At 44.5% G+C, this 12,684-nt stretch carries 11 protein-coding genes; 4 read left to right on the top strand and 7 right to left on the bottom strand.

What is annotated here, in order from left to right; translation table 11 throughout:
• Positions 1 to 137 precede the first annotated feature (137 nt).
• On the bottom strand, positions 138 to 758 hold the full coding sequence (gene yedF, locus DESAL_RS09520; RefSeq protein WP_015851777.1) for a sulfurtransferase-like selenium metabolism protein YedF: 621 nt from the start codon (positions 756 to 758) through the stop codon (positions 138 to 140).
• Positions 759 to 945: 187 nt separating this feature from the next.
• Here yedF and DESAL_RS09525 point away from each other — a divergent pair, with 187 nt between their 5' ends.
• Together DESAL_RS09525 and DESAL_RS09530 are read left to right on the top strand one after the other, a co-directional pair.
• Positions 946 to 2,709 carry an ABC transporter ATP-binding protein gene (locus DESAL_RS09525; protein WP_015851778.1) on the top strand — a complete coding sequence of 588 codons (1,764 nt, stop codon included), beginning with the start codon at positions 946 to 948 and terminating at the stop codon, positions 2,707 to 2,709.
• Positions 2,710 to 2,711: 2 nt separating this feature from the next.
• Positions 2,712 to 3,356 carry a lysophospholipid acyltransferase family protein gene (locus tag DESAL_RS09530; RefSeq protein WP_015851779.1) on the top strand — a complete coding sequence of 215 codons (645 nt, stop codon included), beginning with the start codon at positions 2,712 to 2,714 and terminating at the stop codon, positions 3,354 to 3,356.
• An 81-nt stretch (positions 3,357 to 3,437) separates the two neighbouring features.
• Here the strand turns inward: DESAL_RS09530 and DESAL_RS09535 are convergent, their stop codons facing one another.
• Positions 3,438 to 5,867: a methyl-accepting chemotaxis protein gene (locus tag DESAL_RS09535; RefSeq protein ID WP_015851780.1), complete on the bottom strand. Its 2,430-nt coding sequence runs from the start codon at positions 5,865 to 5,867 to the stop codon at positions 3,438 to 3,440.
• A 294-nt stretch (positions 5,868 to 6,161) separates the two neighbouring features.
• Between DESAL_RS09535 and DESAL_RS09540 the strand changes: the two genes are divergently transcribed.
• Complete coding sequence (locus DESAL_RS09540) at positions 6,162 to 6,878, top strand: HD-GYP domain-containing protein (protein ID WP_015851781.1); 717 nt, start codon at positions 6,162 to 6,164, stop codon at positions 6,876 to 6,878.
• Here DESAL_RS09540 and DESAL_RS09545 read toward each other — a convergent pair.
• The 4 genes from DESAL_RS09545 to DESAL_RS09560 form a co-directional block, all read right to left on the bottom strand.
• Positions 6,872 to 7,765 (bottom strand): amino acid ABC transporter permease, encoded by an 894-nt coding sequence (locus DESAL_RS09545; protein ID WP_015851782.1) that lies wholly within the window; start codon positions 7,763 to 7,765, stop codon positions 6,872 to 6,874. The two genes, DESAL_RS09540 and DESAL_RS09545, sit on opposite strands and share 7 nt — an antisense overlap.
• 13 nt (positions 7,766 to 7,778) lie before the next feature.
• Positions 7,779 to 8,654, bottom strand: a complete 876-nt coding sequence (locus DESAL_RS09550) for a transporter substrate-binding domain-containing protein (RefSeq protein ID WP_015851783.1) — start codon at positions 8,652 to 8,654, stop codon at positions 7,779 to 7,781.
• Positions 8,655 to 8,904: 250 nt separating this feature from the next.
• Positions 8,905 to 9,738, bottom strand: a complete 834-nt coding sequence (locus DESAL_RS09555) for a transporter substrate-binding domain-containing protein (protein WP_015851784.1) — start codon at positions 9,736 to 9,738, stop codon at positions 8,905 to 8,907.
• A gap of 28 nt (positions 9,739 to 9,766) precedes the next feature.
• Entirely contained in the window at positions 9,767 to 10,375 is a 609-nt protein-coding gene (locus DESAL_RS09560) for an amino acid ABC transporter permease (RefSeq protein ID WP_342626822.1), read from the bottom strand.
• Between the two features lie 423 nt (positions 10,376 to 10,798).
• Here DESAL_RS09560 and DESAL_RS09565 point away from each other — a divergent pair, with 423 nt between their 5' ends.
• Positions 10,799 to 11,557, top strand: a complete 759-nt coding sequence (locus DESAL_RS09565) for a M15 family metallopeptidase domain-containing protein (RefSeq protein ID WP_015851786.1) — start codon at positions 10,799 to 10,801, stop codon at positions 11,555 to 11,557.
• A gap of 63 nt (positions 11,558 to 11,620) precedes the next feature.
• Here DESAL_RS09565 and gap read toward each other — a convergent pair whose 3' ends face one another.
• Entirely contained in the window at positions 11,621 to 12,607 is a 987-nt protein-coding gene (gene gap / locus DESAL_RS09570) for a type I glyceraldehyde-3-phosphate dehydrogenase (protein ID WP_015851787.1), read from the bottom strand.
• Between the last annotated feature and the right edge of the window lie 77 nt (positions 12,608 to 12,684).

The raw sequence follows: 12,684 nt of genomic DNA on the forward strand, positions 1-12,684 counted from the left end.
GTTTGTAGCAAAACTTTTAACCCAGCAAGAAATATAAGTTGCCGGTAGCAAAGCTTATTAAAAAGTTTTGAAGGGATGGGGTCTGGGGAAGGAAGCTTTTTCCAAAAGTTTCCTTTCCCCAGCCGTCGGAGGCATTCTTAAGCTTTTATAACCTTGCTGGCAAGCTGCATGCTGGTGACTACGTCGAGCATGTTTGTGGTTTCGCCTACTTTCTTCTTATCGAGGAGGTCGAAATGGTCAAGGCAGGTTCCGCAAACAAGAATGGATACGCCTGCTTTTTCAAGGTCTTGTAGTTTTTCAAGGCATTTGCTGCCTTCGGTAGCCAGTTTTACCGCACCGTTAACCATGATGATTCTCCAGAGGGAATCACCAAGCTCGGGCAGGGTGGAAAGGAAGTTGAACATCAGACCGGCACCCAGTTTATCATCACCGCTGCCTAAAACATCGCTGTTCAGAAAAACGAGGGTCTTGCTTCCTACATTGGAAAGTTCTTCAGCGCTCATGACTTCACACACTTCGCATTCAGCGGAGGGTTCAGCTGAAATGTTTTTCTTTCCTTTGACTACGAACAGGTTGTCTTTTTCCTTTACGCTGACTTCATAGCCTTTGGTGGCCATGAAACGGGAGACATTTTCTTTTGCCGCTTCATTATCGACAGTGATTTTGATTTTTGCGGGATTTTCGGATTCAATAGCATTCTTGCATTTGAGTACGGGCTGTGGACAGGGTAAACCTTTGCAATCTATTTTTACTGACATTTAAAATCTCCTTCTATTTTTTTAAAGATAACAGGGGCAAATTTGTGGTCAAATTGATTTATTCAATGGAAAAGCTCTAAAGTGATCAGTCAGATCTATCTTAGCAGAATAGACACTTGCGATTGAAGCCAATGAGAAGTAAGGAAAAAGCGCAATCGGCGTTCAGCCACAATAAAGGAGTTCTAATTTGCCTAAAGGCGGAAAATACAGCTATCTGAAAAACAAACATCTTATTAAGAGATGTCTTTCATATTTCGGACCGTACAAGTTCAAGATTTTCATTGCATTTGTATCTATGGCAATCGTTGCAGCAGCGACTGCTGCGACCGCGTACCTGATCCAGCCCGCGATGGATGATATCTTCATCAATAAGGACCGCGAGGCTCTTAAGCTGGTCCCAATCGCTTTTGTTCTGGTCATGTTGATCAAAGGTGTTTTTAGGTTTTTACAGACTTATTTGATGAACAGCACCGGTCTGTTGGTGCTTGAACGTCTCAGAAACGATCTTTTTAATAAAATTATATGCCTGCCCATGAATTTCTTTGAAGAAAGTCAGGTGGGTATGCTTATGTCCCGTATTCTGAACGATGTTATTGAAATCCGGGCCAGCCTTCCTTCATTTATTATGATGATTCGCGAGGCCTGCACCATCATCTGTTTGATCGGTTTGGTTTTTTATCGCGATCCATATCTGGCTGCATTTGCAGTTCTGGTTTTGCCGCTGGCAATTTTCCCGTTTTTTTATTTTGGTCGCAAGCTTCGTAAGCTGGGCCGTAAGAACCAAAGCAAAATTTCGGATATTAACGCTTTGCTGCAAGAAAGTTTCAGCGGGGTAAAGGTTATTAAAGCCTTTGCTAACGAAAAGCGTGAAACAGGAAAATTCAAAGAAGAGAACGGTCGTTTGGTCAGGATTGCTATCAAAGAAGTCCTGAACAGTGAGCTTTCCTCCCGTATCATGGAGATTGTCGGGGCCATCGGTATTGGGCTTGTGCTTTGGTACGGCGGTTCGCAGGTAATTGAAGGTCACTCTACACCAGGTACTTTCTTTTCTTTCATTGCCGCGCTGGTAATGCTTTATGAGCCAATCAAGAAAATGAACACCTCTAACCACACCATTCAGCGAGCGCTCGCCGGTGCGGAAAGGGTCTTTGAGATTCTTGATTCTCCGAAAATCAATGTTGAGCAGGGTGGATCCGTAGAGTGGGAACAGGATTTCAAAAAGCTTGAAATTAAAGACCTGACCTTCAGCTATCCTTCGTCCGAAAAAACTGTTCTGGATAATATTAATCTTGATGTTGAAGCAGGGCAGAAGATTGCCATTGTCGGTCCCAGTGGATCTGGCAAAACAACTCTGGTGAATTTGATACCCCGTTTTTACGATGCCACCGAAGGTTCTATTGCAATTAACGGCAGGGCGGTCAGTGAGTATACCTTGAAGTCTCTGCGTTTGAATATCGGTATGGTTTCGCAGGAAACCTTCCTGTTTAATGCTTCTGTACGTGATAACATTGCCTATGTAAGTCAGGATGCTTCTATTGAAGATGTACAGCAGAGTGCAAAGAATGCTTATGCTCATGAGTTTGTTGAAAAGCTTTCCGAAGGTTACGAGACTATGGTCGGTGAACGCGGAGTAAGGCTTTCCGGCGGACAGAAACAGCGTCTGACTATTGCTCGTGCATTGCTCAAGAACCCTCCGCTGCTCATTCTTGATGAGGCCACCAGTGCCCTTGATACCGAAGCGGAACGCATTGTACAGATGGCCCTTGAAAATCTCATGAAAGACAGAACCAGTATTGTTATCGCTCACAGGCTTTCCACTGTACTTTCAGCTGATGTGATCGTGGTCATGGAAAAAGGCAAGATTGTTTCCAAAGGCAGCCATAAGAAGCTTTTGGAAAAATGTCCGCTGTACATCAAGCTTTATAACATGCAGTTTCAGGATAACGCTTAGTTATGAAAATCAAGATTGATCCGGTCATATTCGCACCGCAGGTTGCCTTTCTTTACCGTTGGTGGGTGCGTTCCATGCGTTTTGATATCAGAGGATATGAAAATATCATCGAACCGCACAAACAGGGCAAGCCGCTTATGTTGGCTTTGTGGCATAATGAGCTGTTCAGCCTGATCGGTCTTGGATTTTTGGAAAAATTGCCGTTGGTAACTATGGCTAGCGACAGTAAAGATGGGCAGATCATAACCGAAGTGCTTGAGCGTATCGGCTATGAAGTTGCACGTGGTTCTTCCACTCGCGGCGGATTGAAAGCCATGCTCGGAGTAGCACGGATCATGCGCAAGAAAGGTAAGATCGGCGCTATCACCATGGATGGTCCCAAAGGACCGCGCCATGAAGTAAAGTCCGGAATTCTGGCAATTGCCCAGAAAACAGGGGCTTCTATCATTCCTATGAGGGCTTATCCTTCAAAACCTGTTGTTTTTGAGAAGTCTTGGGACAAATTTGAATTGCCTAAGCCGTTCATGCCATGCAAAGTCTTGTTGGGAGAACCTTTTGAGGTTACCTCGCAAAAGCTTGATGAAGAAATTCTGGCTAGCGAAGCCCGTCGCCTTGAAGCGATCATGGCAAGTATGACGCTGGACTAGTTCTCATTGTTATAGATTTTAAAAGTCGCCCTGTTCCGAATGGAGCAGGGCGACTTTTTGTTTGGTTGAGTTTAGATCGTATTATATTCCGGCAGCATTGCTGAGCCTTTCGATGAGTTTTTCCAGTTCTTGCGCTGTCCTTGCCAATGAAGTGATGGACTTGGCTGATTCCTGCATGTCTGATTTGGTGTCACCTGCCAGCATTTTTAAATCTTCCACACTCTTGTGGATCTGGTCATGAGCTTCAGATTGCTGGTCTGTGGCTTGAGCTATTTTCTCGATTTCAGTAGCGGTATCTACAGACATTCCTGAAATTTCCTGAAATGCCTGCACCGATTTTTCTACCAAATTGCTGGCATGTTCTACCGCTTCAACTGTCTGGTCTGTATTCTCGATATTTGACTGCGCAGACTCTTGGATAGCTTTAATTGCTTCTTCCACTTCCCGTGTCGACTGCATTGTCTTCTCTGCCAGTTTGCGCACTTCATCAGCAACTACCGCGAAGCCTCGTCCGGCTTCACCGGCACGAGCGGCCTCAATTGCAGCGTTTAGTGCCAGCAGGTTAGTCTGGTCGGCAATATCGTTGATTACTCCAATGATTCCGCCGATGGACTGACTCTGTTCACCTAGCTGGTGCATGTTTGCTTTTACCGTGTCGGACAAAGCCTGCAATTGATCTATCGCCACGCTGGTTTCGGTCATGGTCTGCATGCCGTCTTCAGCATGTGCACGGGTTTGCTTGGCTTGATCCGTTGCATTTTCAGCATTGGTTACAGAATTGAGAAGGGTTTGATTCATTTCAGTAATTGCCTGCGATGAGTATTCAATACGGTCAAATTGCTTTTCTGTGTTTGAAGAAACCTGATCAACCTGTGTTTCAATCTCGGATGCACCTTTGGTCAGGTATTTAGAAATAGACTGTGCTTTTTCGGTGATTTCAACCATGACTTTGTGCTGGTCGTTGATCTGTTCTTCCTTTGCTTTCATGTCACTCAGGTCAATAATGATAGCGAATCCGCCAATCAGTTCATTATCCAGATCATAGAGCGGGGCGGCATCAATGCGAACATCGCGGTAGTTATCTTTTTTGGTTTTCAAGCGCCGCTCAATATTAACTATAGGATGCCTTTCATCGAGACAGCGGGTCAGGATTCCTTTCTCTCCTGGAGGAGCCTGCAAAAGGTCCTTCACTGGGCGGCCGATCCAGCTCTCGCAGGATTTACCGCTTTCCAGCAGTTCGCAAAGCGGTTGATTGATGTATGAGATATTGGCTTCAGTATCAGAGATGAGGCAAGGGACTGTCATACCGTCCAGCATACCTTGCGAGAACCCGAGCTTGTTTTTCAGCTCTGCGACCATAACCTGAATTCCATCAGCCAGTTTTTTGATTTCACTTTTAAATTTACCCTCAAGGTTGGCTTTAAAATCTCCGCCGGCAATGGATGTAACGAATATTTCAATTCGTTCAAGGGGACCGAGAATAGATTTGCGCAGAAAAACAAGTGTAACCAGCACAACAAGAATAGCTGTGATTCCAGAAATGATCAGGGCGAAAGTCCTGAGAGTTGTTACAGCTTCAAAGGCTTCTTCCTTGTGAATTTCAGAAATTAGGGCCCAGCGGGTTTTGCCGATTTCAAGAGGAGTGTAGGCGACAAGCTGATCGGTATTGTTAACGTCTTCTATAATGTCTGTATCGCTTTTTCCTTCTAAGGCTAATTTGACTGCTTTGGATTCTACATTTTTTTTGTTTTTGAAAGAACTGCTTACACTGCGGTCTGGGTTAAGCTCAGAATCCGAACGCATCAGTAGGTCCGGACCAACAAGATATGATTCTCCGGTTTTTCCCATACCGGTACGCAGGGTCATGATGGAGTTGATCTCTTTAAGTGGGATTCGTAAGGCCACAACGCCCTGAATATCTCCAGCATGAGAGCGAACAGGGGCGCAAATAAAAGCAATCGGAGCTCCGCCCATGGGCGCGTAGGGTTCGAAGTCTGCAAAAACAATCTGGCCTTTCACTGCCTCTTCAAAAGCCCGGGCGAGGTTGGTGTTTTTATATTTTCCTTTTTTGAGGTCCGCTCCGAGATCTTTTTCTTTTTTTATGGAGAATAGAACCCGTCCATAATCATTGATAAGAATTGCATCATCGTAACCTAGGGTTTCGACGAATGGAATAAACGGGGTTGCCGCGTATTGATGAACTTCCTTATATTCATCCGAAGCAACGTCCAAGGGTTGACCCGGAATTTCATATTCTAAAGCATATTCACCGATCAGGCCTACTGCATTGTATACTTCTTTCACGTTGGAGAAGAGTTTTACTTCGTGAAACCATTTGTTTACGAGATCTTGCAAGTTTTTCTTTTTAGCGTCGCGAACAGACTCTAGCTGTCCGAATGCTTGGGAAGATAATGCATTTGACGCCATGTTAACACTTAAGGTTCCGACAACTATCAGCGGAATCAGGCCGATGGCAACGCAGAATGTAATCAGCTTTAATTTCAGAGACATATAAGACTCCTCCTCGACTTAGTTGGAGGCAACTTATGTTTATAAAGACGACATTGCGATGTCCTGAAGGTTACGTTTGTGTGAATTAATTGCCTTATTTCAGGTAGATGTCTGTATTTCAATAGGGATTATGGGAGATTTGTCACGACGATAGCTTAAATTTATAAATGATTTATTTTAGATTATTTTTTATCTTGAAAAGTTTAATTTAAATGCAATTGACAATCATTTTCGATTAAAATAGTCTCGCTCTCAGTTCATCGCTTACAAATTATGAATAGCTAATGGTGATCCATGAGAAAAATAATTAATTATTTAGATAAAAAAAAAGAACACGATAATAATGTAGCTAGTATGACGGTCCATCAGTTTGCAGAGTCCTTAGGTAATGCAATTGATGCCAAAGACCATTATACCTGCTCACATTCAGAAGAAGTTGCTGTTGTGGCGCAGGCATTGGGTGTACAGCTTGGCTTAAACGACCAAGAATGTGAGCTGCTGCATATTGCCGGGCATCTGCATGATATCGGTAAGATAGGCCTTCCTGATTCAATTCTTAAAAAGGAAGGCCGGTTGACTCTGGAAGAGTATGAAATAGTCAAGAAACATCCGGCAATGGGGGCTGAAATTGTCAAGCCTGTCGCTACAGTCTCGGGACTGAACCGCATTCCCGGTATGATTCTTCATCATCATGAAAGATTCGATGGAGCAGGTTACCCCTATGCCTTAAAAGGTGAAAGGATTCCTTTCGGGGCAAGGGTTATTGCTGTTGCTGATACTCTTTCAGCAATGGCCAGTAATCGCCCATACCGTAAAGCAATAGAGTTCAATAGAATCATTGACGAAATTCAGGCCTGTTCCGGTACTCAGTTCGACCCTGTTGTTGTGGAGGCATTTATGGGGATAACAGATCAGGTTAGAAACTACTTCTTGCAAGGAAGCATTTTTGGTGAAGGACCTGATCCCAGAAGTATTTGTGTAGCAGAACAATCCGTTCTGGTTCATCAATGATGCGTTCCGTTGTGACTGTTCATTTTTATTTCGAGCTTACGAACTCCTATTGAACACGGAAAAGTAAGTATAAAATACATAATGATTACCAGGCTCCAGATTTCAAAGGTCCTGTAGGTGGCAGACATCAGTTCCTGTCCGGCAAATGTAAGTTCCTGAATGGAAATTACAGAGACAATGGAAGAGTCTTTAATCGTTGAGATAAATTGTCCGGCCAGTGGCGGCAGGGACCGCGAAAACGCCTGCGGCAGGATGATATGTACCAGTTGGTTGCGTCTGTTAAAACCAAGAGCAGCAGAAGCCTCCCACTGTTCTTGATCAATGGATTCTATTCCAGCCCGGACAATTTCAGTTATGTATGCCCCCTCAAATAATGCCATAGTCAGCACTCCGGACAGAAATGCCGGAAGCTGTTCAACAGGGCCGAAAAGGGTAGTTAAAATCGGTGAAGTACTATCATCAAGAGAGTACGAAAGCTCGGTTATCCCGGTTGCCTGCATTATTTGATCGCCGAGGAAGAAATAAAAAATAAAGATGAGCACCAGTGGCGGAATATTGCGGACCAGCCCTACATAACTGCTGGAAATCATGCGCAGCAATGGTCTTGGGCTTACTCTCCACATGCCCATTATTGTTCCGGCTACGAGTGCCAGCAGAATAGACCAGAGTGATAGACGCAGGGTGACCAATAGTCCCTGTGTGAGCATGCCCGCTCTCCAGTCTCCCGAGTTGCTATCGTAACGGGCAATATAGTCTGGAATTACGGACCAATCCCAATTGTAGTTAAGGCCTTGGGCAAGATGCCAGAAGGTGAAAAGAACTCCTCCCATGATACATGTCAAAAGCAGAATATCGCGGGAGGAGATTTTGTTTTGTGAATCGAACATTTATAAAATCATTTTATCTGAGTTTCCACGGACTGCTCTTAAACCAGTAATGGTAACGGGTTTTGAGCCATCCGTTAGAATCGCAGATCCTTATCCAGTTATTCAGGTAAGTTAAAAAGTCATGGTCGCCCTTGCGTACAACGAAGCCGCTGGGTTCACGGGCAAATCCTGACGGCAAGGCCAGATACAATTTCTTGGGATATTTTTCAGCAAGCATTTTGGGCAAAGGTTGTGAGAGCATAAGACATGATACTTCACCGTTCAATAAAGCTTGAATGGAAGTTGCTTCATTCTCAAAAACAACAGCCTTAGCCTTAGGGGTATAGTTTTTAACCGCATCTTCAGCAGTTGTGCCGCGCCTGACTCCTATACGAATTTTGGGGCTATTGAAATCTTCCAGTGCTGATAGATGCGGCAGACCAACGTTTGCGTTGTTGTAGTCCGCGCGGGTCATTTTGCCAGTTTTTACATCTTTATTGGCGACAATTGACATTGAATTGAATTCATACGGATCAGAAAAATTGACTTTGAGAATTCGTTCAGGGGTCATATTCATACCGCATATTATGATGTCGAATTTGTTGGCAATCAGGTCGGGAATAATAGTATCCCAATCCGTCTCCACGAAATTCACTTGCACGCCCATATCTGAAGCAAGTCGCTTGGCTACATCGATTTCAAATCCAATATACTCACCATTTTGATCCTTCATGACCCATGGTTCGAAGATTGAAATTCCAACATTGAGGCTTTTACGCTGGAGAATTTTACCAAAGGTGTCCCCTTTTGAATAATCTCGCCCAATGTCATCAGCTAAAGCCGGGAAAGCAAGACTGATTGCTAGAATTGCCACTGCAACACTTACACTGAGATTTCTCCATAATTTCATCGTAACCTCCGATGTTTTAAATACGCTTTTTCTCCTCGAGAGATGTTGCTGTCATAGTCGAAAAGAAAGCATAATTTAGAATGGGTCATCATCATTGTAAGATATATTTTAAAATACTGAAAGTGGTCTATAAAAAAGACACATATGTCGCTTTTAGAATCGTTAAAGTGATGTAAAACACTATAAAACAACTTCTCTCACGACATTTGTGTCATGAGAGAAGTTTGTTTGCATGTCTTATGTGGTGTTTTTATTCTACCTGCGACTTCCAGTCTTCAGTTTTGAACCAGTAGTTATAGCGGGCTTCAAGCCAGCCTTCGGAGTTGCAGACCCTGATCCAGTTATTCAGATAGTTAAGGAAGTCAGGATCACCTTTGCGAACTGCGAAGCCGATGGGTTCACTGGTGAAATCTGCTTGCAGGGGCAGGTAAAGCTTGCCGGGATATTTTTTGGCAAGGGTTTCGGGCAGAGGGTTGGAGGCTACGAGACAGGCAGCCTTTCCATTGAGCAATTCCTGAATAGATGCTGCTTCATCATTGAATTTAAGGATTTTTGCTTTAGGAAGGAAGTTTTTAGCTGCTTTTTCAGCTGTGGTGCCGAGACGTACGGACACACGGGTCTCAGCGTTATTAAAGTCAGCCAGCGAAGATTTTCCGGCAGCCACATCTTTATTGGCAACGATGGACATTCCGCTGAATTCATAAGGATCGGAAAAATTGACCTTGAGATTGCGTTTAGGGGTGATGCCCATGCCGCCGATAATTATATCGAATTTACCGGTGAGAAGGGCAGGGATAATGCCGTCCCATTTGGTGGGAATGAAGCGTACTTTCACACCCATATCCGAGGCCAGACGTTTTGCTACATCGATCTCAAAACCGATAAACTCGCCATTTTTACCTTTCATAGCCCATGGCTTGAATGTGGAAAAGCCAACTCTCAGAGTTTCACGTTTAAGGACTTTTTCAAGGGTGCTGTCCTGCGAAAGATTTTGTCTTGCATCTCCGGCCCAGACGGCGGAAGAGAGTCCCATAATCAGGATCGCGGTAGTAATACCAACGGTAACGGTTCTCCATAAGGTCATTTTTTCCTCCAGATAGTTAATACTTGAATTACCATTCGCTTTTGAACTTGCGGGCGGTTTTGTCCAATACCCAAGAGAGCAAAAGCGTAATCGAAAGATATACGGCTGCAACAATAAACCATATCTCAAAAGTTAGGAAGGTTTCAGATATTATTGATTGCCCCTGCATGGTCAGGTCGTAGATGGCGACCGTGCTGACCAGTGCTGAATCTTTAACAAGGGCAATAGCCTGTCCTGCAAGGGGAGGGGCGATACGTGGTACAGCCTGTGGAAGAATCACATTTATATAGGCGAATTTCTTGTCGCCCCCTAAGCTGAAGGCTGCTTCCCACTGCCCCCGGTCGATGGAAGTTATCCCGGCCCTGAAAATCTCAGATGCATAGGCTCCTTCAAAAAGACTGAGAGCGATAACTGATGCCCAGAATCCGTTAATGCCGATAATGGGAGCAGCTACAAAGTAGATGAAAAAGAGTTGAATCAGCAGAGGGGTATTTCTGATTATTTCCAGATAGATACGGGCAATGGCTTTCGCGGTGAATGAACCGGATAAGCGCATAATTGCAGTTCCCAGTCCGATGATGAAGGTCAGCACAAAACTTAACCCCGTTATCTCAAGGGTAACGCCAAGTCCTTCCAATAACGGTCCGGGAATAAACTTCCCTTCGTTTAAGCTGAAAAAAAAGCCCGGAACCCGAAACCACTGCCAGTTATAGCCAAGTGATTCCGTGCCCTTATATAAAAGGTAGCAGAAACAACTTATAATTAAACAGAAGAGCAGAGAGTCAAAAAGGAATTTTTTATTATCGGCTTTAAATTGTCGGCCGTCAGAATCAAACATACTACTCAAATACTATGAAATTAGACACAAATCCAGAAGGTTATTCAATTTGCCAAGTCAATGGCAATTTGGATGAATTGCTGGTGTTTTTTTACTGCATTATATGAATTTAATTTTGAATCAGCTTTCTTTTGTTGTTATTTTGTGTATAAATGTGTTTCGTTTCCTGTTTTGAATCCAGCTGACAATAACTTAGTTGGGCGTTTAAGTAACGGAGGAGATATGAATAGGGAAATAGTCAAGTTTGTACAAAAGAGATTGAACGAAGACGGATTTAACCTTGCTTGTGACGGTATTGCAGGCCCTAAAACCATGGAAGCTTTGCGTAGTTTTGCAGTCATCGGGCATGACTGGACCCGGCGCGAATGTCTTGCCGGATATTTGCAGATGCTGATGGGAAAAGTTTCCAGTCCGGTAGTAATTAATGGCCGGTGGACTGATGAAACAGATGCAATGTACCGTAAACTTAAATTTCATTTCGATTCTGCGGACGGTACTGCTCATGGTCCACTTAAATGGCCTTCGCAAAGTGAAGAAGATTTATATAAATTCTATGGCAAAGTCGGCCAAAACCAAGTCCGGCTCCATCTTCCGTATCCGCATATTCTGGCATGGAATCCCGACAAAGTCGTTAATTCATATTTCTGCCATGAAAAAGTTCATGACAGCCTTGAGCGCGTGCTGCATAGGGTATTCGAGCATTATGGATATGACCGCATCCGAGAGTTAAACCTCGATAAATGGGGCGGTTGTTTAAATGTGCGCAGAATAAGGCAGGGCAGCCGTTTCTCAACACATAGTTGGGGTATTGCGGTTGATTATGATCCTGACCGCAACCGGCGAACATGGGGCCGTGACAAAGCTGTATTTGCTCAGCCGGAATACGATAAATGGTGGGAAATTTGGACTGATGAAGGCTGGACAAGTCTGGGATTGGCCAAGAATTATGATTGGATGCACATACAAGCTGCAGCAATATAAAAGATAAAATCCCTCTCAATTCGTAAGAACTGAGAGGGATTTTTCATTGCGGTGGGAATGCTATTACATCATTCCGGCTACTTTGTTCATCAAACGGACGAGCTGGTTGGTGAAGCTGGCTTCATTGTCGTACCAGATGATGAGCTTGAGCATTTTCCCGTCCATGACTTCGGTCAGAGGGCCGTCAACAACACCGCCATGGGTATCGCCAAGGTAGTCGGTGGAAACGAGGGGCTTTTCTGTGTAGCCCATGTGCTCGTTAGCAGCTTTGGCAAGCACGGCGTTAACTTCTTCCTTAGTGGTTTCGCGACCGAGGTCACAGGTAAGGTCCACAAGGGAGACGTTAGGTGTGGGAACGCGGATGGACATGCCGTCCAGTTTGCCTTTCAGTTCGGGAATAACCATGGTTACAGCCTTAGCTGCGCCGGTGGTAGTGGGTACCATGTTCACAGCACAGGCACGGGCGCGGCGGATATCCTTGTGGGAACCGTCCAGAACCCTCTGGCTCATGGTGTAGGCGTGAACAGTGGTCATCAGACCGCGTTCAAGACCGAACTCATCGTTAATGACTTTGGCAACAGGGGCAAGACAGTTGGTGGTGCAGGATGCGCCGGAAATAATGTTGTGTTCCGGTTTAATGTCACCATCGTTCACACCCATAACAATTGTGGTGTCGGAATCAATTCCGGGGGAGCTGATGATAACTTTCTTCGCACCGCAGGCCATGTGTTTTTCACAGCTTGCACGGTCACGGAATTTACCTGTTGTTTCAACAACCATGTCACAGCCGAGGTCTTTCCAGATCCACTCACCGGGAGCGCATCTGGTTACCTTGATCTGCTTGCCGTTGATGGTGAAACCGTCATCATTGGCTTCTACATCAGCATGGAAAGTTCCATGAACGGAATCGTGCTTGAAAAGAAGAGCGAGGTCTTCGTTTGATGCACGGGCGTTGATAGCAACAAGATCAAAATCCTTACTGTCGTGAATCAGGCGGACGAGGTAGCGCCCGATTCTGCCAAATCCATTAATACCTACTTTTACAGCCATTGCTTGTTTTCTCCTTATTCTGTCTAAGAAATCTCGAAATCCGGACAGCTTCCCTAGCTTGTCCGGTTATATTCAAA

This window comes from Maridesulfovibrio salexigens DSM 2638 (assembly GCF_000023445.1).
Classification (GTDB): Bacteria; Desulfobacterota; Desulfovibrionia; order Desulfovibrionales; family Desulfovibrionaceae; genus Maridesulfovibrio; species Maridesulfovibrio salexigens.

Coding starts and splice junctions, on each gene's coding strand:
- yedF (WP_015851777.1), bottom strand. CDS start 758: ATGTCAGTAAAAATAGATTGCAAAGGTTTACCCTGTCCACAGCCCGTA.
- DESAL_RS09530 (WP_015851779.1), top strand. CDS start 2,712: ATGAAAATCAAGATTGATCCGGTCATATTCGCACCGCAGGTTGCCTTT.
- DESAL_RS09535 (WP_015851780.1), bottom strand. CDS start 5,867: ATGTCTCTGAAATTAAAGCTGATTACATTCTGCGTTGCCATCGGCCTG.
- DESAL_RS09540 (WP_015851781.1), top strand. CDS start 6,162: ATGAGAAAAATAATTAATTATTTAGATAAAAAAAAAGAACACGATAAT.
- DESAL_RS09545 (WP_015851782.1), bottom strand. CDS start 7,765: ATGTTCGATTCACAAAACAAAATCTCCTCCCGCGATATTCTGCTTTTG.
- DESAL_RS09550 (WP_015851783.1), bottom strand. CDS start 8,654: ATGAAATTATGGAGAAATCTCAGTGTAAGTGTTGCAGTGGCAATTCTA.
- DESAL_RS09555 (WP_015851784.1), bottom strand. CDS start 9,738: ATGACCTTATGGAGAACCGTTACCGTTGGTATTACTACCGCGATCCTG.
- DESAL_RS09565 (WP_015851786.1), top strand. CDS start 10,799: ATGAATAGGGAAATAGTCAAGTTTGTACAAAAGAGATTGAACGAAGAC.
- gap (WP_015851787.1), bottom strand. CDS start 12,607: ATGGCTGTAAAAGTAGGTATTAATGGATTTGGCAGAATCGGGCGCTAC.